Origin of the sequence: Salmonella sp. SAL00653, assembly GCF_046552515.1 — a bacterium.
Classification (GTDB): Bacteria; Pseudomonadota; Gammaproteobacteria; order Enterobacterales; family Enterobacteriaceae; genus Salmonella; species Salmonella enterica.
In genome coordinates, this window is the sequence record NZ_JBGDTY010000004.1 from 250875 (window position 1) to 269628 (window position 18754).

Genomic DNA, 18754 nt, shown 5'->3' on the forward strand with positions numbered 1-18754 from the left:
ACGATGGCGAAACTGCATGATTACTACAAAGACGAAGTAGTTAACAAACTCATGACTGAGTTTAACTACAATTCTGTCATGCAAGTCCCTCGGGTCGAGAAGATCACCCTGAACATGGGTGTTGGTGAAGCGATCGCTGACAAGAAACTGCTGGATAACGCAGCAGCAGACCTGACAGCAATCTCCGGTCAAAAACCGTTGATCACCAAAGCACGCAAATCTGTTGCAGGCTTCAAAATCCGTCAGGGCTATCCGATCGGCTGTAAAGTAACTCTGCGTGGCGAACGCATGTGGGAGTTCTTTGAGCGCCTGATCACTATTGCTGTTCCCCGTATCCGTGACTTCCGTGGCTTGTCCGCTAAGTCATTCGACGGTCGTGGTAACTACAGCATGGGTGTCCGTGAGCAGATCATCTTCCCAGAAATCGACTACGATAAAGTCGACCGCGTTCGTGGTTTGGATATTACCATTACCACTACTGCGAAATCTGACGAAGAAGGCCGTGCTCTGCTGGCTGCCTTTGACTTCCCGTTCCGCAAGTAAGGTAGGGTTACTAAATGGCTAAGCAATCAATGAAAGCACGCGAAGTAAAACGCGTAGCTTTAGCTGATAAATACTTCGCGAAACGCGCTGAACTGAAAGCGATCATCTCTGATGTGAACGCAACCGACGAAGATCGTTGGAATGCGGTTCTTAAGCTGCAGACTCTGCCGCGTGATTCCAGCCCGTCACGTCAGCGTAACCGCTGCCGTCAAACTGGTCGTCCGCACGCTTTCCTGCGGAAGTTCGGGTTGAGCCGTATTAAGGTCCGTGAAGCCGCTATGCGCGGTGAAATTCCGGGTCTGAAAAAGGCTAGCTGGTAATTGTCACCAATTGAATCACGGGAGTAAAGACAGATGAGCATGCAAGATCCGATCGCGGATATGCTGACCCGTATCCGTAACGGTCAGGCCGCGAACAAAGCTGCGGTCACCATGCCTTCCTCCAAGCTGAAAGTGGCAATTGCCAACGTGCTGAAGGAAGAAGGTTTTATTGAAGATTTTAAAGTTGAAGGCGACACCAAGCCGGAACTGGAACTGACTCTTAAGTATTTCCAGGGTAAAGCTGTTGTAGAAAGCATTCAGCGTGTCAGCCGCCCAGGTCTGCGCATCTACAAACGTAAAGATGAGCTGCCGAAAGTTATGGCCGGTCTGGGTATCGCAGTTGTTTCTACCTCTAAAGGTGTTATGACTGATCGTGCAGCGCGCCAGGCTGGTCTTGGTGGCGAAATTATCTGCTACGTAGCCTAATCGGAGGAAAAAATGTCTCGTGTTGCTAAAGCACCGGTCGTTGTTCCTGCCGGCGTTGATGTCAAAATCAACGGTCAGGTTATTACGATCAAAGGTAAAAACGGCGAGCTGACTCGTACTCTCAACGATGCTGTTGAAGTTAAACATGCAGATAATGCACTGACCTTCGGTCCGCGTGATGGTTACGCAGACGGTTGGGCACAGGCTGGTACCGCGCGTGCCCTGCTGAACTCAATGGTTATCGGTGTTACCGAAGGCTTCACTAAGAAGCTGCAGCTGGTTGGTGTAGGTTATCGTGCAGCGGTTAAAGGGAATGTAGTAAACCTGTCTTTAGGTTTCTCTCACCCGGTTGACCATCAGCTGCCGGCAGGTATCACTGCTGAATGTCCGACTCAAACTGAAATTGTGCTGAAAGGCGCTGATAAGCAGGTGATCGGCCAGGTTGCAGCAGATCTGCGCGCCTACCGTCGTCCTGAGCCTTACAAAGGCAAGGGTGTTCGTTACGCCGACGAAGTCGTGCGTACCAAAGAGGCTAAGAAGAAGTAAGGTAACACTATGGATAAGAAATCTGCTCGTATCCGTCGTGCGACCCGTGCACGCCGCAAGCTCAAAGAGCTGGGCGCAACTCGCCTGGTGGTACATCGTACCCCGCGTCATATTTACGCACAGGTAATTGCACCGAACGGTTCTGAAGTTCTGGTAGCTGCTTCTACTGTAGAAAAAGCTATCGCTGAACAACTGAAGTACACCGGTAACAAAGACGCGGCTGCAGCTGTGGGTAAAGCTGTCGCTGAACGCGCTCTGGAAAAAGGCATCAAAGATGTGTCCTTTGACCGTTCCGGGTTCCAATATCATGGTCGTGTCCAGGCACTGGCAGATGCTGCCCGTGAAGCTGGCCTTCAGTTCTAAGGTAGAGGTGTAAGATGGCTCACATCGAAAAACAAGCTGGCGAACTGCAGGAAAAGCTGATCGCGGTAAACCGCGTATCTAAAACCGTTAAAGGTGGTCGTATTTTCTCCTTCACAGCTCTGACTGTAGTAGGCGATGGTAACGGTCGCGTAGGTTTTGGTTACGGTAAAGCGCGTGAAGTTCCAGCAGCGATCCAGAAAGCGATGGAAAAAGCCCGTCGCAATATGATTAACGTCGCGCTGAACAACGGCACCCTGCAGCACCCGGTTAAAGGTGTTCACACGGGGTCTCGTGTATTCATGCAGCCAGCTTCCGAAGGTACCGGTATCATCGCCGGTGGTGCAATGCGCGCCGTTCTGGAAGTTGCTGGGGTTCATAACGTTCTGGCTAAAGCATACGGCTCCACCAACCCGATCAACGTGGTTCGTGCAACTATTGATGGCCTGGAAAATATGAATTCTCCAGAAATGGTCGCTGCCAAGCGTGGTAAATCCGTTGAAGAAATTCTGGGGAAATAAACCATGGCAAAGACTATTAAAATTACTCAAACCCGCAGTGCAATCGGTCGTCTGCCGAAACACAAGGCAACGCTGCTTGGCCTGGGTCTGCGTCGTATTGGTCACACCGTAGAGCGCGAGGATACTCCTGCTGTTCGTGGTATGGTCAACGCGGTTTCCTTCATGGTTAAAGTTGAGGAGTAAGAGATGCGTTTAAATACTCTGTCTCCGGCCGAAGGCTCCAAAAAGGCGGGTAAACGCCTGGGTCGTGGTATCGGTTCTGGCCTCGGTAAAACCGGTGGTCGTGGTCACAAAGGTCAGAAGTCTCGTTCTGGCGGTGGCGTACGTCGCGGTTTCGAGGGTGGTCAGATGCCTCTGTACCGTCGTCTGCCGAAATTCGGCTTCACTTCTCGCAAAGCAGCGATTACAGCCGAAGTTCGTCTGTCTGACCTGGCGAAAGTAGAAGGCGGCGTTGTAGACCTGAACACGCTGAAAGCGGCAAACATTATCGGTATCCAGATCGAGTTCGCGAAAGTGATCCTGGCTGGCGAAGTCACTACTCCGGTAACTGTTCGTGGCCTGCGTGTTACTAAAGGCGCTCGTGCTGCTATCGAAGCTGCTGGCGGTAAAATCGAGGAATAAGTAGCAGATGGCTAAACAACCGGGATTAGATTTTCAAAGTGCCAAAGGTGGCTTAGGTGAGCTGAAACGCAGACTGCTGTTTGTTATCGGCGCGCTGATTGTGTTCCGTATTGGCTCTTTTATTCCGATCCCTGGTATTGATGCCGCTGTACTTGCCAAACTGCTTGAGCAACAGCGAGGCACCATCATTGAAATGTTTAACATGTTCTCTGGTGGTGCTCTCAGCCGTGCTTCTATCTTTGCCCTGGGGATCATGCCGTATATTTCGGCGTCGATCATTATCCAGCTGTTGACGGTGGTTCATCCAACGCTGGCAGAAATTAAGAAAGAAGGGGAGTCTGGTCGTCGTAAGATCAGCCAGTACACCCGTTACGGTACTCTGGTGCTGGCGATATTCCAGTCGATCGGTATTGCTACCGGTTTGCCGAATATGCCTGGTATGCAGGGCCTGGTGATGAATCCAGGCTTTGCATTCTATTTCACCGCTGTTGTAAGTCTGGTTACAGGAACCATGTTCCTGATGTGGCTCGGCGAACAGATTACTGAGCGCGGTATCGGTAACGGTATCTCAATCATCATCTTCGCTGGTATCGTTGCGGGACTCCCGCCAGCCATTGCCCATACTATCGAGCAAGCGCGTCAAGGCGACCTGCACTTCCTCGTGTTGCTGTTGGTTGCAGTATTAGTATTTGCAGTGACGTTCTTTGTAGTATTCGTTGAACGTGGTCAACGCCGTATTGTGGTAAACTACGCCAAACGTCAGCAAGGTCGTCGTGTCTATGCTGCACAGAGCACACATTTACCGCTGAAAGTGAATATGGCGGGGGTAATCCCGGCAATCTTCGCTTCCAGTATTATTCTGTTCCCGGCGACCATCGCGTCATGGTTCGGGGGCGGTACTGGTTGGAACTGGCTGACAACAATTTCGCTGTATTTGCAGCCTGGGCAACCGCTTTATGTGTTACTCTATGCGTCTGCAATCATCTTCTTCTGTTTCTTCTACACGGCGTTGGTTTTCAACCCGCGTGAAACAGCAGATAACCTGAAGAAGTCCGGTGCATTTGTACCAGGAATTCGTCCGGGAGAGCAAACGGCGAAGTATATCGATAAAGTAATGACCCGCCTGACCTTGGTTGGTGCGCTGTATATTACCTTTATCTGCCTGATCCCGGAGTTCATGCGTGATGCAATGAAAGTGCCGTTCTACTTCGGTGGGACCTCACTGCTTATCGTTGTTGTCGTGATTATGGACTTTATGGCTCAAGTGCAAACTCTGATGATGTCCAGTCAGTATGAGTCTGCATTGAAGAAGGCGAACCTGAAAGGCTACGGCCGTTAATTGGTCGCCTGAGAAGTTACGGAGAGTAAAAATGAAAGTTCGTGCTTCCGTCAAGAAATTATGCCGTAACTGCAAAATCGTTAAGCGTGATGGTGTCATCCGTGTGATTTGCAGTGCCGAGCCGAAGCATAAACAGCGCCAAGGCTGATTTTTTCGCATATTTTTCTTGCAAAGTTGGGTTGAGCTGGCTAGATTAGCCAGCCAATCTTTTGTATGTCTGTACGTTTCCATTTGAGTATCCTGAAAACGGGCTTTTCAGCATGGTACGTACATATTAAATAGTAGGAGTGCATAGTGGCCCGTATAGCAGGCATTAACATTCCTGATCAGAAACACGCCGTGATCGCGTTAACTTCGATCTACGGTGTCGGCAAGACCCGTTCTAAAGCCATCCTGGCTGCAGCGGGTATCGCTGAAAATGTTAAGATCAGTGAGCTGTCTGAAGAACAAATCGACACGCTGCGTGACGAAGTTGCCAAATTTGTCGTTGAAGGTGATCTGCGCCGTGAAATCAGCATGAGCATCAAGCGCCTGATGGATCTTGGTTGCTATCGCGGTTTGCGTCATCGTCGTGGTCTCCCGGTTCGCGGTCAGCGCACCAAGACCAACGCTCGTACCCGTAAGGGTCCGCGCAAACCGATCAAGAAATAATCGGGGTGATTGAATAATGGCAAAGGCACCAGTTCGCGCACGTAAACGTGTAAGAAAACAAGTCTCTGACGGCGTGGCTCATATCCATGCTTCTTTCAACAACACCATCGTGACTATTACCGATCGTCAGGGTAATGCGCTGGGTTGGGCAACAGCCGGTGGTTCCGGTTTCCGTGGTTCTCGCAAATCCACTCCGTTTGCAGCTCAGGTTGCAGCAGAGCGTTGCGCTGACGCCGTGAAAGAATACGGTATCAAGAATCTGGAAGTTATGGTTAAAGGTCCGGGTCCAGGCCGCGAATCTACTATTCGTGCTCTGAACGCCGCTGGTTTCCGCATCACTAATATTACTGATGTGACTCCGATCCCTCATAACGGTTGTCGTCCGCCGAAAAAACGTCGCGTATAACGCTTCGTTTTCCAGGTTAGTTGGAGAAAGAAAATGGCAAGATATTTGGGTCCTAAGCTCAAGCTGAGCCGTCGTGAGGGCACCGACTTATTCCTTAAGTCTGGCGTTCGCGCGATCGATACCAAGTGTAAAATTGAACAAGCTCCTGGCCAGCACGGTGCGCGTAAGCCGCGTCTGTCTGACTATGGTGTGCAGTTGCGTGAAAAGCAAAAAGTTCGCCGCATTTACGGTGTGCTGGAGCGTCAGTTCCGTAACTACTACAAAGAAGCAGCACGTCTGAAAGGCAACACCGGTGAAAACCTGTTGGCTCTGCTGGAAGGTCGTCTGGACAACGTTGTATACCGTATGGGCTTCGGCGCCACTCGTGCGGAAGCACGTCAGCTGGTTAGCCATAAAGCAATTATGGTAAACGGTCGTGTTGTTAACATCGCTTCTTATCAGGTTAGTCCGAATGACGTTGTTAGCATTCGTGAGAAAGCGAAGAAGCAGTCTCGCGTGAAAGCCGCTCTGGAGCTGGCTGAGCAGCGTGAAAAGCCAACCTGGCTGGAAGTTGATGCTGGCAAGATGGAAGGTACGTACAAGCGTAAGCCTGAGCGTTCTGATCTGTCTGCGGACATTAACGAACACCTGATCGTCGAGCTTTACTCCAAGTAAAGCTTAGTACCAAAGAGAGGACACAATGCAGGGTTCTGTGACAGAGTTTCTAAAACCGCGCCTGGTAGATATCGAGCAAGTGAGTTCGACGCACGCCAAGGTGACCCTTGAGCCTTTAGAGCGTGGCTTCGGCCATACTCTGGGTAACGCACTGCGCCGTATTCTGCTCTCATCGATGCCGGGTTGCGCGGTGACCGAGGTTGAGATTGATGGTGTACTACATGAGTACAGCACCAAAGAAGGCGTTCAGGAAGACATCCTGGAAATCCTGCTCAACCTGAAAGGGCTGGCGGTGAGAGTTCAGGGTAAAGATGAAGTTATTCTTACCTTGAATAAATCTGGCATTGGCCCTGTGACTGCAGCCGATATCACCCATGATGGGGATGTCGAAATCGTCAAGCCGCAGCACGTGATCTGCCACCTGACCGATGAAAACGCGTCTATTAGTATGCGTATCAAAGTTCAGCGCGGTCGTGGTTATGTGCCGGCTTCTACCCGAATTCATTCGGAAGAAGATGAGCGCCCAATCGGCCGCCTGCTGGTCGACGCCTGCTACAGCCCTGTAGAGCGTATTGCCTACAATGTTGAAGCAGCGCGTGTAGAACAGCGTACCGACCTGGACAAGCTGGTCATCGAAATGGAAACCAACGGCACAATCGATCCTGAAGAGGCGATTCGTCGTGCGGCAACCATCCTGGCTGAACAACTGGAAGCTTTCGTTGATTTACGTGATGTACGTCAACCGGAAGTGAAAGAAGAGAAACCAGAATTCGATCCGATCCTGCTGCGCCCTGTTGACGATCTGGAATTGACTGTCCGCTCTGCTAACTGCCTCAAGGCAGAAGCTATCCACTATATCGGTGATCTGGTACAGCGTACCGAGGTTGAGCTTCTTAAGACGCCTAACCTGGGTAAAAAATCTCTTACCGAGATTAAAGACGTGCTGGCTTCCCGTGGACTGTCTCTGGGTATGCGCCTGGAAGACTGGCCACCGGCAAGCATCGCTGACGAGTAACCGGATCACAGGTTAAGGTTTTACTGAGAAGGATAAGGTCATGCGCCATCGTAAGAGTGGTCGTCAACTGAACCGCAACAGCAGCCATCGCCAGGCTATGTTCCGCAACATGGCAGGTTCACTGGTTCGTCATGAAATCATCAAGACGACCCTGCCTAAAGCGAAAGAGCTGCGTCGCGTAGTTGAGCCGCTGATTACTCTTGCCAAGACTGATAGCGTTGCTAATCGTCGTCTGGCATTCGCCCGTACTCGTGATAACGAGATCGTGGCAAAACTGTTTAACGAGCTGGGCCCGCGTTTCGCGAGCCGCGCCGGTGGTTACACTCGCATTCTGAAGTGTGGCTTCCGTGCAGGCGACAACGCGCCGATGGCATACATCGAGCTGGTTGATCGTTCAGAGAAAACAGAAGCTGCTGCAGAGTAATCTGTAGTAACGTAAAAAAACCCGCTTCGGCGGGTTTTTTTATATCCTCCTGAACCCCACATATCTACAATAATTGTATTCTTTTCGTTCAATCCCTGGAGCGACGTATGTGGTTACTTGACCAGTGGGCAGAGCGTCATATTATCGAGGCACAGCGTAAAGGCGAGTTTGATAATTTGCCTGGCCGTGGCGAGCCGCTTATTCTGGATGATGATTCTCATGTGCCGGCGGAACTTCGTGCGGGTTATCGCTTACTCAAGAATGCGGGCTGTCTTCCCCCTGAACTGGAGCAGCGCAGAGACGCTATTCAGTTACTTGATATCCTCAACAGTATCCGGGAAGATGACCCTCGATACCATCAGGTTAGTCGCCAGCTCTCCCTGCTTGAACTAAAACTTCGGCAGGCTGGGTTGAGTACCGACTTTTTACACGGTGAGTATGCGGAAAAACTGCTGCATAAAATCAACGATAATTAACGGAGCTTGTATGTATCGCATTGGTGAGCTGGCAAAGCTGGCAGACGTAACGCCTGATACCATTCGCTACTATGAAAAACAGCAGATGATGGATCATGAGGTACGTACTGAAGGCGGGTTTCGTCTATATACTGAAAACGATCTGCAGCGTCTCAAGTTTATTCGTTATGCTCGGCAGTTGGGTTTCACGCTTGAGTCGATCCGTGAACTTTTATCGATCCGAATTGATCCTGAGCACCATACCTGTCAGGAATCAAAAAGTATTGTGCAAGAGCGATTGCAGGAGGTTGAAGCCAGGATTGCGGAACTGCAAACGATGCAGCGTTCGTTACAAAGGCTTAATGATGCTTGTTGTGGAACGGCCCACAGTAGCGTCTATTGTTCCATTCTGGAAGCCCTGGAACAGGGGGCCAGTGGGGCGAAATCAGGATGTTGATTTATTGAACCGACGGGGCTACACTCGCGCCGTTAATTTATACAATCAGGAGACATTATGAGTCGTTATCAACATAAGAAAGGGCAGATAAAGGACAATGCCATTGAGGCATTACTGCACGATCCCCTTTTCAGGCAGCGGGTTGAAAAAAATAAGAAAGGTAAAGGAAGCTATCTGCGTAGAGGTAAACATGGTAACCGGGGGAACTGGGAGGCCAGTGGCAAGAAAGTAAGTGACTTTTTTACCACTGGCCTTCTGCTTATTAAGAACGGTTATTTTGTTCTTTCAGCAGATCGCGGATTTCGCCCAATAACACTTCCTCTTTAGAAGGTGCGGGTGGAGCTGCCGGCTCTTCTGTTTTTTTACGGTTGAGTCTGTTGATAAGCTTAATGGCAACAAAGATAGCAAAGGCCACAATCACAAAATCAAATACGTTCTGGATAAACACGCCGTAATGCATGACGACCGCCGGAATATCTCCCTGCGCTTCGCGTAACGTAAAAGCAAATTGTTTAAAGTCGATCCCGCTGATTAACAATCCCAACGGCGGCATAATGATATCGGCAACCAGTGAAGAAACAATCTTACCGAATGCCGCGCCAATAATGACACCCACTGCCAAATCCACAACATTCCCGCGCATCGCGAATTCGCGAAATTCTTTAATAAAACTCATTTTTATTCTCCCTATGCAGCTGACGTTATAAGTTTAACAAATGCTAAGGCATTTTCCATTTACGGCTTCTGTTTAGCGAAATAAATTAAACCTTGATAAATAAAGGGAATTAAAAGGGCGCTGAATGAGCGCCCCTTAAATTAGAGGAAGAAAGGACTTGGCTGGAACAGACGTTCGACGTCGGTAATAAACTTTTTATCGGTCAAAAACATAATGACGTGATCGCCTTGTTCAATGCGCAAATTGTCATTAGCAATCATGACATCATTACCGCGAACGACCGCGCCAATAATGGTGCCTGGCGGCAGTTTTATTTCGTCAATGACGCGGCCAACCACGCGGGAAGTGCTTTCATCGCCGTGCGCGACGGCTTCGATGGCTTCGGCAACCCCGCGACGTAGTGAGGAAACGCCGACGATATCTGCTTTACGCACATGGCTCAGTAATGCAGAGATGGTGGCCTGCTGCGGAGAAATCGCAATATCTATAACGCTACCCTGCACAAGATCGACATAAGCTCGACGCTGAATCAGCACCATCACTTTTTTGGCGCCCATACGCTTAGCCAACATCGCGGACATGATATTGGCTTCGTCATCGTTAGTGACCGCGATAAAGAGATCGACCTGATCAATATGCTCCTCCGCCAGCAATTCCTGATCGGAAGCGTCGCCAAAAAAGACGATCGTGTTTTGCAGTTTCTCAGCCAATTCTGCGGCGCGTTGTTGATCGCGTTCGATCAATTTAACGCTATAGTCTTTTTCCAGACGCCTTGCCAGCCCAGCGCCGATGTTGCCGCCGCCCACCAGCATGATGCGCTTGTAGGGTTTTTCCAGACGCTGTAATTCGCTCATTACTGCACGGATATGCTGTGAAGCCGCAATAAAGAAGACTTCATCCCCTGCTTCCACGATAGTCGAGCCCTGAGGACGGATTGGTCTGTCATGACGGAAAATTGCGGCAACGCGGGTATCGATATGCGGCATATGCTCTCGCATTGTCGAGAGCGCGTTACCTATTAGTGGACCGCCATAGTAGGCTTTTACTACTGCCAGACTGACTTTCCCTTCAGCAAAGTTTACAACCTGTAATGCTCCCGGATACTCGATCAGGCGATAAATATTATCGATAACCAACTGCTCCGGCGCGATCAGATGATCAATCGGAACCGCTTCAGAATGAAAGAGTTTATCCGCATCGCGAACATAGTCCGGGGAGCGAATGCGGGCGATACGGTTTGGAGTGTTGAAGAGTGAATAGGCTACCTGACAGGCAACCATATTAGTTTCATCTGAACTGGTGACAGCGACCAGCATATCCGCATCGTCAGCGCCCGCTTCGCGCAACACGCGGGGATGCGAACCATGCCCCTGCACTACGCGTAGATCGAACTTATCTTGCAAACTGCGTAACCGTTCGCCGTTGGTATCAACCACCGTGATGTCGTTGTTTTCGCCGACCAGGTTTTCCGCCAGTGTTCCGCCAACTTGCCCTGCGCCCAGTATGATAATTTTCATCAGTCGTGGCCCGTTATCTCATCACTTCTTGATTAGCTTAGCGTAAAAGAACCCATCACCTTCTTCGCCGCCCGGCAGATTTTGCTGTCCTGGTTGATCAGGTGTTCCCGTTTCGCTGAGCGCGGCATCGGGAGTGCGTTGCAAAAAGGTCTTGATCTGATCGCGGTTTTCTTCCGGCAGTACGGAACAGGTGGCGTAAACCAGCGTCCCGCCGGGCTTCAGGCGCGGCCAGACGGCATCAAGAATTTCCGCCTGTAATTGCGCCAGTTCCGCGATATCGCGATCGCGACGCAGCCATTTGATATCTGGATGACGGCGAATGACGCCGGTTGCGGAGCAGGGCGCATCCAGCAGAATACGGTCAAACTGCTGCTCGCCGCACCATTGGGCGGGATAACGTCCATCCCCTTGTTTAACTGTCGCTTTCATCCCAAGGCGCTTTAGGTTGTCGTAAACGCGGGAGAGCCGTTGTTCATCAATATCAACCGCCAACACGTCTGCTTCGGGGGCCACTTCGAGAATATGCGTGGTTTTACCGCCGGGCGCGGCGCACAAGTCTAAAATGTGCTCACCGTTCTGAGGAGCGAGAAAAACTGCACATCCCTGCGCAGAGGCATCCTGGACAGTTACCCAACCCTCAGCAAAACCGGGTAAAGCATGTACCGGAGCTGGCGTTTCCAGACGTACAGCGTCGGGATAATCGGGATGCGGATATCCCTTCATGCCTGCGTCTTCAAGTAAGCCAAGCCAACCGTCGCGGGTGTGGTGTGTACGATTTACACGTAGCCACATAGGCGGACGCTGGTTATTCGCATCAATAATGCGTTGCCACTGTGTGGGGTAAGCATTTTGCAAACGCTTTACCAGCCAACCGGGATGTAAAAAGCGCGCATCGCTGGTCGCAAACTCATTAAGCAACGTTTCCTGCTGGCGCTGGAACTGGCGCAGGACGCCATTAATTAACCCTTTCAACTGCGGACGTTTAATGGAGACCGCGCCTTCAACGGTTTCAGCCAGCGCCGCATGGGGAGGAACGCGGGTGTACAGCAACTGATAAAAACCGACCATAATTAAGTAATGCACTGTACGCTGCTTGCCGGTCATTGGACGAGACATCAGCTTATTGATCAGCCATTCCAGCTGTGAAAGAGTTCGCAGGACGCCAAAGCACAGCTCCTGAAGTAACGCTTTGTCTTTATCGGCGACTTTTTGTTGCAGCGGCGGGAGCACATTACTTAATGATTGTTCCTGCTCGACGACCTGTTCAACGGCCTGTGCTGCCAGACTACGTAAATTGTTTTGTTTTTTCATATGTATAAAATAAAAATGCCCGGTAACACCGGGCGTATAAAGACGTGATCGTCAGGCAAGGCGGTTACCAGGAATAAACCATTCCCGGCGTGAATTTAACAGATCCTGGGCGCTCATCGCTTTTTTGCCGGCAGGCTGAAGCGAAAGCAAATTTAATATCCCCTTGCCTGTTGCAACCTGGATGCCCTGTTTCGTCGCGGCCAGAATAGTTCCCGGCAGCGACTGCGTGGCGTCCTCTATGACGGACGCCTGCCAGACTTTTACCGGCTGGCCGTCGATTTCCAGCCAGCTCATTGGCCACGGATTAAAGGCGCGAATGCAACGCTCCAGCTGTGCTGCGGAGAGAGACCAGTCGATACGCGCTTCTTCTTTACTGAGCTTTTCCGCATGAGTGACCAGCGCTTCATTCTGCGCTTCAGGCGTCGCTGTGCCGTCCGCCAGTTGTTTTAGTGTGGTAATTAACCCCTGCGGGCCAAGTTCAGCCAACTTATTATACAGTGAGCCACTGGTATCTTCTGCGGTAATCGGGCACGCAAGTTTATACAGCATGTCGCCGGTATCCAGCCCTACATCCATCTGCATAATTGTGACGCCGGTTTCCGCATCGCCTGCCCAGAGTGAGCGCTGAATAGGCGCCGCGCCGCGCCAGCGTGGAAGCAGCGAACCGTGAACGTTGATACATCCGAGACGGGGCATATCCAGCACTGCCTTTGGGAGAATCAGACCATATGCTACGACAACCATGACGTCGGCATGTAAGTCAGCCACCAGATGCTGGTTTTCCTGAGGACGAAGCGACACGGGCTGGAAAACGGGCAGGCCTTTTTCTTCCGCCAGCACTTTTACCGGGCTGGGCATCAACTTTTTGCCGCGACCTGCTGGACGATCGGGTTGGGTAAATACGCCGACAACGTTATGTCCAGAAGTTAACAGTGCGTCGAGATGACGCGCTGCAAAGTCAGGTGTACCCGCAAAAATAATACGTAGTGAATCTGACACGTTGGTTCTTGTCCTTTAAGCCCGGGCGTTCAGGCGGTCGAGTTTTTCTACTTTCTGACGAATACGTTGTTGCTTCAGCGGCGACAAATAATCGATAAAAAGTTTACCGACCAGGTGATCCATCTCATGCTGAATGCAGATTGCCAGCAAACCATCCGCTTCAAGCTCAAACGGGTTGCCGTCGCGATCCAGCGCGCGGATTTTCACTTTCTCGGCGCGCGGCACTAAAGCGCGCTGTTCCGGGATCGACAGACAGCCTTCTTCTATACCCGTTTCGCCACTTTTCTCCAGCAATTCCGGGTTAATGAGTACCAGGCGCTCGTCGCGGTTTTCCGAAACGTCAATCACGATGATCCGCTGGTGGATATCGACCTGCGTTGCGGCCAGACCGATACCTTCTTCCGCGTACATCGTTTCGAACATATCATCGACGATACGCTGAATTTCTGCATTCACTTCTTCAACCGGCTTTGCGACTTTGCGAAGGCGCTCGTCCGGAATATGTAACACTTGCAAAACTGACATAATTATCCAGAGTTGTGTTCAGGAGTTGAAAAGATTATTACCTCTATTCTAGACAAATCCCCACCTGATTGACAGCATCAGTGACCAATCGCAAAGATTGTTCAGACTGCTTGTGGCAGGGGAGGGAAAGGATGGCCCGTACCGAAATTTGGTTACGTTTAATGTACGTCGGCGACCTTTATGGCGAGGCGATGTTGAACATGGCGAACTCGCTTATTCGCCAGCCTCAGATAAATCGCACGCACCTTCAGGAGGCTGGTCTTACCGCGCGGCAAGCTGAACGTTTTTTACAGCTTCCAGCAGGTGTGCTTGATGAGACATTACGCTGGCTTGAACTACCGCAGCACCATTTTCTGTGTGCGGATAGTGAGATTTATCCTCCCCAACTGCGTGCTATTGACGATTATCCTGGCGCTATTTTTATTGACGGCGATCCTGCCTGTCTGCATACCTGCCAACTTGCCGTCGTAGGGAGCCGGAGCCACTCCTGGTATGGAGAACGCTGGGGACGTCTGCTTTGCGAAAGCCTTGCGAAAAGCGGTTTGACGATCACCAGCGGCCTTGCTCGGGGAATTGATGGCGTAGCACACAACGCCGCGGTGAGTATGGGGGGAAAAAGTGTAGCGGTGTTAGGGAATGGCTTGGCAAAGATTTATCCTCGCCGACATGCCATGCTGGCTGAAAACTTGATTGCCGCCGGCGGCGCAGTGGTCTCAGAATTTCCGCTTTCAACGCCTCCGCTACCGCAAAATTTTCCTCGCAGAAACCGCATTATCAGCGGACTGAGCAAAGGCGTGCTGGTGATTGAGGCGGCGTTGCGCAGCGGTTCGTTGGTGACGGCGCGCTGCGCGCTTGAACAGGGGCGGGACGTTTTTGCATTACCAGGTCCTATCGGTAGTCCGGGAAGCGAAGGCACGCACTGGTTAATTAAACAAGGGGCCACGCTTGTGACGACGCCGGAGGATATTCTGGAAAATTTGCAATACGGCTTACACTGGTTGCCAACTACGGCGGAAAATTCACTTTATTCACTAAATCAGGATGAGGCGGCATTGCCATTTCCTGAGCTCCTGGCTAACGTAGGAGATGAGGTAACACCTGTTGACGTCGTCGCTGAACGTGCCGGCCAACCTGTGCCAGCGGTAGTGGCTCAGCTACTCGAACTGGAGTTAGCAGGATGGATCGCAGCTGTACCCGGCGGCTATGTCCGATTAAGGAGGGCAAGCCATGTTCGACGTACTAATGTATTTGTTTGAAACATACATCCATAACGAAGCCGAGCTGCGCGTGGATCAGGACAGACTGGAGCGTGATCTCACCGACGCTGGGTTTGATCGCGAAGACATCTACAATGCGCTGCTGTGGCTGGAAAAACTCGCTGACTATCAGGATGGCCTCGCGGAACCCATGCAACTTGCTTCCGACCCTCTTTCAATGCGCATTTATACGGTTGAAGAGTGTGAAAGGCTTGATGCCAGTTGCCGGGGGTTCCTGTTATTCCTTGAGCAGATTCAGGTGCTAAACCTCGAAACACGAGAAATGGTGATTGAGCGTGTGCTGGCGCTGGATACCGCAGAGTTTGACCTGGAAGACTTGAAATGGGTTATTTTGATGGTGTTATTCAACATTCCGGGCTGTGAAAACGCCTATCAGCAAATGGAAGAATTACTCTTTGAGGTAAATGAAGGTATGCTGCATTGATAGGTGTTAATGCTGCATGAGTGAATATGGCTAAATCAGCACTGTTTTCGGTGCGTAAAAATGAGCCCTGCCCGCAGTGCGGGGCCGAACTGGTAATTCGTTCCGGGAAACATGGTCCGTTTCTCGGCTGTTCTCGCTATCCGGAATGCGATTACGTTCGTCCACTGAAAAGTCAGGCGGACGGACATATCGTTAAAATTCTGGAGGGGCAACTGTGCCCTGAGTGTGGCGCCGTGCTGGTGTTGCGTCAGGGGCGCTTTGGCATGTTCATCGGATGCAGTCAGTATCCGCAATGTGAACATACAGTGGTTATTGATAAACCGGATGAAACGGCGATAGCCTGTCCAGCCTGCCAGCAAGGACATTTGGTCCAGCGCCGTTCTCGTTACGGTAAAATCTTTCATTCCTGCGATCGCTACCCGGAATGTCAGTTCGTCATTAACTTCACACCGGTTGCGGGGGAATGCTCCGAGTGCCATTATCCGCTACTCATCGAAAAGAAAACCGCGCAGGGCGTGAAGCGCTTTTGCGCCAGTAAACAATGTGGAAAGCCGGTTCCGGTGGAATAAACAAGTGAATAATAACCTGCCAACAGGATCTATCGCCGCAGCGGTAGATCTCCTGAATAAAGAAAATGTCATCGCTTATCCAACAGAAGCCGTTTTCGGCGTCGGCTGCGATCCCGATAGTGAAACAGCCGTTACGCGCCTGTTGGCGTTAAAACAACGGCCCGTCGATAAGGGACTCATTTTGATTGCCGCCAGCTTTGAGCAGTTAAAACCTTATATTGATGACAGCATACTTACCGCCGCACAGCGTAAAGCAGTATTTGATTGCTGGCCCGGGCCGGTAACGTTTGTTTTTCCTGCGCCCGCGACAACGCCGCGGTGGCTCACGGGACGTTTTGATTCCCTGGCCGTTCGTGTTACCAATCACCCGCTGGTGGTCGCGCTATGCAATGCGTATGGCAAACCGCTGGTTTCCACCAGCGCCAATCTGAGCGGATTACCGCCATGTCGTACCGTTGAAGAGGTGCGTGCGCAATTTGGCGATGATTTTCCGGTGGTTGAAGGCACAACGGGTGGGCGTCTAAATCCTTCAGAAATTCGCGATGCTCTGACGGGCGAACTGTTTCGACAGGGGTAATATGATGGAAACCTATGCTGTTTTTGGAAATCCGATTGCGCACAGCAAATCGCCATTTATTCATCAGCAATTTGCTCAGCAGCTAGATATTGTTCACCCCTATGGTCGCGTGCTGGCCCCTATTAATAATTTCATTAATACGCTTGATGCCTTTTTCGCGGCAGGGGGAAAAGGCGCAAACATCACAGTACCTTTTAAAGAGGAGGCGTTTGCGCGATCGGATGAGTTAACGGAACGAGCATCGCTGGCGGGAGCAGTCAATACATTAAAACGGCTGGAAGATGGTCGTTTGCTTGGCGACAATACTGACGGTATCGGTTTATTAAGCGATCTCAAACGTTTAAATTTTATCCGCCCAGGATGGCGTATTTTGCTGATTGGCGCGGGCGGCGCATCCCGGGGCGTGCTGTTACCCCTGCTTTCTTTGGATTGCGCGGTCACTATCACTAACCGTACAGCTTCACGTGCCGAAGCGTTGGCGAAAATCTTTGCTCATACCGGCAGCGTTCATGCCACGGATATGGACAAGCTGGATGGTTGTGAGTTTGACCTGATTATTAATGCGACCTCCAGCGGCATACGGGGCGAAATCCCGGCGATACCAGCGTCACTTATTCACCCTTCCCTCTGTTGCTATGACATGTTCTATCAAAAAGGGAATACGCCATTTCTCTCCTGGTGTGTACAACAGGGCGCAAAACGCTACGCAGATGGGCTGGGAATGCTGGTGGGGCAGGCTGCACATGCCGTTTTGCTTTGGCACGGTGTATTACCGCAGGTCGAGCCAGTGATTAAGCTGCTACAGCAGGAATTATTAGCGTGAACCAGGCCATACAATTTCCTGACCGCGAAGAATGGGATACTGCCGCCAGCGTTATCATCTTTCCCGCCCTGGTCAATGGGATGCAACTCACGTGTGCGATAAAAAAAGATGTACTGGCGTATCGCTTTGGTGGAGAAACAGCGGAGCAATGGCTGGCCATTTTTCGTGAGTATCGCTGGGACCTGGAAGAAGAGGCTGAAGCATTAATCCTGGCCCAGCAGGAAGATGATCACGGTTGGATATGGTTATCCTGAGAAAGATAGTCGTCTTTCCATTTTACATAGTTATTGGCGGAGTACTGCAGGCCCGATCTCTCAGCATCGCTCAGGGGGCGGATCTGTTTTACCGGACTGCCAAGATATAAATAGCCGCTTTCCAGCCGTTTGTGCTGCGGCACCAGGCTTCCCGCGCCAATCATTACGTCATCTTCTATTATCGCGCCATCCAGCACAATGGAGCCCATACCGACCAGTACGCGGTTACCGATGGTACAGCCGTGCAGCATAACTTTATGGCCAACGGTAACATTTTCGCCAATGATTAATGGGTTGCCGTGTGGATTGGATGGAGACTTGTGGGTTACGTGAAGAACGCTGCCATCCTGAATGTTCGTACGAGCCCCTATCGCAACGTAATTCACATCGCCGCGAATCACCACAAGCGGCCAGATCCCGACATCATCCGCCAGACGGACATCGCCAATAACCACACTGCTGGTATCGATCATCACGCGCTGACCGATTTCAGGAAAAAGATCCTTATAAGGACGTAATGTGTCAGACATGTCTACCTCATCATAAATGAATAGTCATGAAGACTTTGGTTGCTTTAACGGCGTTGTGCAAGGGGAGATAGCATCAAAAAATCGCCACTTTGCGCAGGAATGGAGCGAAAGGGATGAAAAATCAACAAACAGAAAAAAAGATCCAAAAAACGCTTGTGCAAAAAAATGGGATCCCTATAATGCGCCTCCATCGACACGGCGGATGTGAATCACTTCACACAAACAGCCGGCCGGTTGAAGAGAAAAATCCTGAAATTCAGGGTTGACTCTGAAAGAGGAAAGCGTAATATACGCCACCTCGCGACGGTGAGCTGAAAGCCGCGTCGCACCTGCTCTTTAACAATTTATCAGACAATCTGTGTGGGCACTCGAAGATACGGATTCCTGACGTCGCAAGACGAAAAATGAATACCAAGTCTCTGAGTGAACACGTAATTCATTACGAAGTTTAATTCACGAGCATCAAACTTTTAAATTGAAGAGTTTGATCATGGCTCAGATTGAACGCTGGCGGCAGGCCTAACACATGCAAGT

At 50.8% G+C, this 18754-nt stretch carries 30 protein-coding genes, 1 rRNA gene and 1 pseudogene; 26 read left to right on the forward strand and 6 right to left on the reverse strand.

The features are described from left to right. Positions 1-3 precede the first annotated feature (3 nt). The 18 genes and pseudogenes from rplE to ACLJRU_RS07670 all read left to right on the forward strand — a co-directional run. Positions 4-543 carry a 50S ribosomal protein L5 gene (gene rplE / locus ACLJRU_RS07585; RefSeq protein WP_001096206.1) on the forward strand — a complete coding sequence of 180 codons (540 nt, stop codon included), beginning with the start codon at positions 4-6 and terminating at the stop codon, positions 541-543. 14 nt (positions 544-557) lie between these two features. Next, the gene (gene rpsN, locus ACLJRU_RS07590) at positions 558-863 is read left to right on the forward strand and encodes a 30S ribosomal protein S14 (protein ID WP_001118932.1); all 306 of its coding nucleotides are present in this window, start codon (positions 558-560) and stop codon (positions 861-863) included. 33 nt (positions 864-896) lie between these two features. Continuing rightward, complete coding sequence (rpsH, locus tag ACLJRU_RS07595) at positions 897-1289, forward strand: 30S ribosomal protein S8 (RefSeq protein ID WP_000062611.1); 393 nt, start codon at positions 897-899, stop codon at positions 1287-1289. Between the two features lie 12 nt (positions 1290-1301). Continuing rightward, on the forward strand, positions 1302-1835 hold the full coding sequence (gene rplF / locus ACLJRU_RS07600; protein ID WP_000091939.1) for a 50S ribosomal protein L6: 534 nt from the start codon (positions 1302-1304) through the stop codon (positions 1833-1835). Positions 1836-1844: 9 nt separating this feature from the next. After that, positions 1845-2198, forward strand: coding sequence for a 50S ribosomal protein L18 (gene rplR, locus ACLJRU_RS07605; protein ID WP_000358956.1), 354 nt, complete (start codon positions 1845-1847; stop codon positions 2196-2198). A gap of 14 nt (positions 2199-2212) precedes the next feature. Beyond that, on the forward strand, positions 2213-2716 hold the full coding sequence (rpsE, locus tag ACLJRU_RS07610; RefSeq protein ID WP_000940121.1) for a 30S ribosomal protein S5: 504 nt from the start codon (positions 2213-2215) through the stop codon (positions 2714-2716). A gap of 3 nt (positions 2717-2719) precedes the next feature. Continuing rightward, positions 2720-2899 carry a 50S ribosomal protein L30 gene (gene rpmD, locus ACLJRU_RS07615; RefSeq protein ID WP_001140434.1) on the forward strand — a complete coding sequence of 60 codons (180 nt, stop codon included), beginning with the start codon at positions 2720-2722 and terminating at the stop codon, positions 2897-2899. Positions 2900-2902: 3 nt separating this feature from the next. Further along, entirely contained in the window at positions 2903-3337 is a 435-nt protein-coding gene (gene rplO / locus ACLJRU_RS07620; RefSeq protein WP_001238917.1) for a 50S ribosomal protein L15, read from the forward strand. Positions 3338-3344: 7 nt separating this feature from the next. Further along, positions 3345-4676, forward strand: a complete 1332-nt coding sequence (gene secY, locus ACLJRU_RS07625; protein WP_001118864.1) for a preprotein translocase subunit SecY — start codon at positions 3345-3347, stop codon at positions 4674-4676. A gap of 31 nt (positions 4677-4707) precedes the next feature. Beyond that, a complete protein-coding gene (rpmJ, locus tag ACLJRU_RS07630) occupies positions 4708-4824 on the forward strand; it encodes a 50S ribosomal protein L36 (protein ID WP_000868187.1) in 117 nt (38 codons plus the stop codon). Positions 4825-4970: 146 nt separating this feature from the next. Then, positions 4971-5327, forward strand: a complete 357-nt coding sequence (gene rpsM / locus ACLJRU_RS07635; RefSeq protein WP_000090780.1) for a 30S ribosomal protein S13 — start codon at positions 4971-4973, stop codon at positions 5325-5327. Positions 5328-5343: 16 nt separating this feature from the next. Continuing rightward, on the forward strand, positions 5344-5733 hold the full coding sequence (gene rpsK, locus ACLJRU_RS07640) for a 30S ribosomal protein S11 (protein ID WP_001029758.1): 390 nt from the start codon (positions 5344-5346) through the stop codon (positions 5731-5733). Between the two features lie 33 nt (positions 5734-5766). Continuing rightward, positions 5767-6387: a 30S ribosomal protein S4 gene (rpsD, locus tag ACLJRU_RS07645; protein WP_000135226.1), complete on the forward strand. Its 621-nt coding sequence runs from the start codon at positions 5767-5769 to the stop codon at positions 6385-6387. A 25-nt stretch (positions 6388-6412) separates the two neighbouring features. Beyond that, a complete protein-coding gene (locus ACLJRU_RS07650; RefSeq protein ID WP_001540999.1) occupies positions 6413-7402 on the forward strand; it encodes a DNA-directed RNA polymerase subunit alpha in 990 nt (329 codons plus the stop codon). Positions 7403-7442: 40 nt separating this feature from the next. Beyond that, positions 7443-7826 carry a 50S ribosomal protein L17 gene (rplQ, locus tag ACLJRU_RS07655; RefSeq protein WP_001216370.1) on the forward strand — a complete coding sequence of 128 codons (384 nt, stop codon included), beginning with the start codon at positions 7443-7445 and terminating at the stop codon, positions 7824-7826. Positions 7827-7933: 107 nt separating this feature from the next. Beyond that, on the forward strand, positions 7934-8302 hold the full coding sequence (locus ACLJRU_RS07660; protein WP_000266515.1) for a DUF1992 domain-containing protein: 369 nt from the start codon (positions 7934-7936) through the stop codon (positions 8300-8302). Positions 8303-8312: 10 nt separating this feature from the next. Continuing rightward, the gene (gene zntR / locus ACLJRU_RS07665; protein ID WP_000285588.1) at positions 8313-8738 is read left to right on the forward strand and encodes a Zn(2+)-responsive transcriptional regulator; all 426 of its coding nucleotides are present in this window, start codon (positions 8313-8315) and stop codon (positions 8736-8738) included. A 57-nt stretch (positions 8739-8795) separates the two neighbouring features. Next, positions 8796-8999, forward strand: a pseudogene (locus ACLJRU_RS07670) (alternative ribosome-rescue factor A); the annotation flags it as partial. 1 nt (position 9000) lies between these two features. Here ACLJRU_RS07670 and mscL read toward each other — a convergent pair. The 5 genes from mscL to def all read right to left on the reverse strand — a co-directional run bounded on the left by mscL (position 9001) and on the right by def (position 13766). After that, positions 9001-9414, reverse strand: a complete 414-nt coding sequence (gene mscL, locus ACLJRU_RS07675) for a large-conductance mechanosensitive channel protein MscL (protein WP_023235331.1) — start codon at positions 9412-9414, stop codon at positions 9001-9003. Positions 9415-9554: 140 nt separating this feature from the next. Further along, the gene (gene trkA / locus ACLJRU_RS07680) at positions 9555-10931 is read right to left on the reverse strand and encodes a Trk system potassium transporter TrkA (protein ID WP_000691374.1); all 1377 of its coding nucleotides are present in this window, start codon (positions 10929-10931) and stop codon (positions 9555-9557) included. A gap of 21 nt (positions 10932-10952) precedes the next feature. Beyond that, a complete protein-coding gene (gene rsmB / locus ACLJRU_RS07685; protein WP_023235330.1) occupies positions 10953-12242 on the reverse strand; it encodes a 16S rRNA (cytosine(967)-C(5))-methyltransferase RsmB in 1290 nt (429 codons plus the stop codon). Positions 12243-12293: 51 nt separating this feature from the next. Continuing rightward, positions 12294-13241, reverse strand: coding sequence for a methionyl-tRNA formyltransferase (fmt, locus tag ACLJRU_RS07690; RefSeq protein WP_001285165.1), 948 nt, complete (start codon positions 13239-13241; stop codon positions 12294-12296). Positions 13242-13256: 15 nt separating this feature from the next. Further along, positions 13257-13766, reverse strand: a complete 510-nt coding sequence (def, locus tag ACLJRU_RS07695) for a peptide deformylase (RefSeq protein WP_000114987.1) — start codon at positions 13764-13766, stop codon at positions 13257-13259. Between the two features lie 131 nt (positions 13767-13897). On the opposite strand from def, the gene dprA reads away from it, so the two are divergent. The 6 genes from dprA to ACLJRU_RS07725 are packed head-to-tail and all read left to right on the forward strand — an operon-like array spanning position 13898 to position 17690. After that, entirely contained in the window at positions 13898-15022 is a 1125-nt protein-coding gene (gene dprA / locus ACLJRU_RS07700) for a DNA-protecting protein DprA (protein WP_000124527.1), read from the forward strand. Continuing rightward, positions 14994-15467: a DUF494 family protein Smg gene (gene smg / locus ACLJRU_RS07705; protein ID WP_000460663.1), complete on the forward strand. Its 474-nt coding sequence runs from the start codon at positions 14994-14996 to the stop codon at positions 15465-15467. The genes dprA and smg overlap by 29 nt, the downstream gene beginning before the upstream one ends. 26 nt (positions 15468-15493) lie before the next feature. Next, positions 15494-16036 (forward strand): type I DNA topoisomerase, encoded by a 543-nt coding sequence (locus ACLJRU_RS07710; protein ID WP_001540998.1) that lies wholly within the window; start codon positions 15494-15496, stop codon positions 16034-16036. Between the two features lie 4 nt (positions 16037-16040). Then, positions 16041-16613 (forward strand): L-threonylcarbamoyladenylate synthase type 1 TsaC, encoded by a 573-nt coding sequence (tsaC, locus tag ACLJRU_RS07715; RefSeq protein WP_023235329.1) that lies wholly within the window; start codon positions 16041-16043, stop codon positions 16611-16613. Positions 16614-16617: 4 nt separating this feature from the next. Beyond that, positions 16618-17436: a shikimate dehydrogenase gene (gene aroE, locus ACLJRU_RS07720; protein ID WP_000451206.1), complete on the forward strand. Its 819-nt coding sequence runs from the start codon at positions 16618-16620 to the stop codon at positions 17434-17436. Next, positions 17433-17690 carry a DUF1488 domain-containing protein gene (locus tag ACLJRU_RS07725; RefSeq protein WP_001070579.1) on the forward strand — a complete coding sequence of 86 codons (258 nt, stop codon included), beginning with the start codon at positions 17433-17435 and terminating at the stop codon, positions 17688-17690. The genes aroE and ACLJRU_RS07725 overlap by 4 nt, the downstream gene beginning before the upstream one ends. Here the strand turns inward: ACLJRU_RS07725 and ACLJRU_RS07730 are convergent. After that, positions 17666-18220 carry a gamma carbonic anhydrase family protein gene (locus ACLJRU_RS07730; protein ID WP_001285636.1) on the reverse strand — a complete coding sequence of 185 codons (555 nt, stop codon included), beginning with the start codon at positions 18218-18220 and terminating at the stop codon, positions 17666-17668. The two genes, ACLJRU_RS07725 and ACLJRU_RS07730, sit on opposite strands and share 25 nt — an antisense overlap. A 113-nt stretch (positions 18221-18333) precedes the next feature. Between ACLJRU_RS07730 and ACLJRU_RS07735 the strand changes: the two genes are divergently transcribed. Beyond that, complete coding sequence (locus ACLJRU_RS07735; protein WP_000795900.1) at positions 18334-18486, forward strand: hypothetical protein; 153 nt, start codon at positions 18334-18336, stop codon at positions 18484-18486. Between the two features lie 206 nt (positions 18487-18692). Further along, positions 18693-18754 (forward strand): 16S ribosomal RNA (locus ACLJRU_RS07740); the annotation flags it as partial.

Bases quoted from the DNA above. Each gene is read 5' to 3' on its own strand.
- rplE (WP_001096206.1), top strand. From the start codon at position 4: ATGGCGAAACTGCATGATTACTACAAAGACGAAGTAGTTAACAAACTC.
- rpsN (WP_001118932.1), top strand. From the start codon at position 558: ATGGCTAAGCAATCAATGAAAGCACGCGAAGTAAAACGCGTAGCTTTA.
- rpsH (WP_000062611.1), top strand. From the start codon at position 897: ATGAGCATGCAAGATCCGATCGCGGATATGCTGACCCGTATCCGTAAC.
- rplF (WP_000091939.1), top strand. From the start codon at position 1,302: ATGTCTCGTGTTGCTAAAGCACCGGTCGTTGTTCCTGCCGGCGTTGAT.
- rplR (WP_000358956.1), top strand. From the start codon at position 1,845: ATGGATAAGAAATCTGCTCGTATCCGTCGTGCGACCCGTGCACGCCGC.
- rpsE (WP_000940121.1), top strand. From the start codon at position 2,213: ATGGCTCACATCGAAAAACAAGCTGGCGAACTGCAGGAAAAGCTGATC.
- rpmD (WP_001140434.1), top strand. From the start codon at position 2,720: ATGGCAAAGACTATTAAAATTACTCAAACCCGCAGTGCAATCGGTCGT.
- rplO (WP_001238917.1), top strand. From the start codon at position 2,903: ATGCGTTTAAATACTCTGTCTCCGGCCGAAGGCTCCAAAAAGGCGGGT.
- secY (WP_001118864.1), top strand. From the start codon at position 3,345: ATGGCTAAACAACCGGGATTAGATTTTCAAAGTGCCAAAGGTGGCTTA.
- rpmJ (WP_000868187.1), top strand. From the start codon at position 4,708: ATGAAAGTTCGTGCTTCCGTCAAGAAATTATGCCGTAACTGCAAAATC.
- rpsK (WP_001029758.1), top strand. From the start codon at position 5,344: ATGGCAAAGGCACCAGTTCGCGCACGTAAACGTGTAAGAAAACAAGTC.
- rpsD (WP_000135226.1), top strand. From the start codon at position 5,767: ATGGCAAGATATTTGGGTCCTAAGCTCAAGCTGAGCCGTCGTGAGGGC.
- ACLJRU_RS07650 (WP_001540999.1), top strand. From the start codon at position 6,413: ATGCAGGGTTCTGTGACAGAGTTTCTAAAACCGCGCCTGGTAGATATC.
- rplQ (WP_001216370.1), top strand. From the start codon at position 7,443: ATGCGCCATCGTAAGAGTGGTCGTCAACTGAACCGCAACAGCAGCCAT.
- ACLJRU_RS07660 (WP_000266515.1), top strand. From the start codon at position 7,934: ATGTGGTTACTTGACCAGTGGGCAGAGCGTCATATTATCGAGGCACAG.
- zntR (WP_000285588.1), top strand. From the start codon at position 8,313: ATGTATCGCATTGGTGAGCTGGCAAAGCTGGCAGACGTAACGCCTGAT.
- mscL (WP_023235331.1), bottom strand. From the start codon at position 9,414: ATGAGTTTTATTAAAGAATTTCGCGAATTCGCGATGCGCGGGAATGTT.
- trkA (WP_000691374.1), bottom strand. From the start codon at position 10,931: ATGAAAATTATCATACTGGGCGCAGGGCAAGTTGGCGGAACACTGGCG.
- rsmB (WP_023235330.1), bottom strand. From the start codon at position 12,242: ATGAAAAAACAAAACAATTTACGTAGTCTGGCAGCACAGGCCGTTGAA.
- def (WP_000114987.1), bottom strand. From the start codon at position 13,766: ATGTCAGTTTTGCAAGTGTTACATATTCCGGACGAGCGCCTTCGCAAA.
- dprA (WP_000124527.1), top strand. From the start codon at position 13,898: ATGGCCCGTACCGAAATTTGGTTACGTTTAATGTACGTCGGCGACCTT.
- smg (WP_000460663.1), top strand. From the start codon at position 14,994: ATGTTCGACGTACTAATGTATTTGTTTGAAACATACATCCATAACGAA.
- ACLJRU_RS07710 (WP_001540998.1), top strand. From the start codon at position 15,494: ATGGCTAAATCAGCACTGTTTTCGGTGCGTAAAAATGAGCCCTGCCCG.
- aroE (WP_000451206.1), top strand. From the start codon at position 16,618: ATGGAAACCTATGCTGTTTTTGGAAATCCGATTGCGCACAGCAAATCG.
- ACLJRU_RS07730 (WP_001285636.1), bottom strand. From the start codon at position 18,220: ATGTCTGACACATTACGTCCTTATAAGGATCTTTTTCCTGAAATCGGT.
- ACLJRU_RS07735 (WP_000795900.1), top strand. From the start codon at position 18,334: ATGAAAAATCAACAAACAGAAAAAAAGATCCAAAAAACGCTTGTGCAA.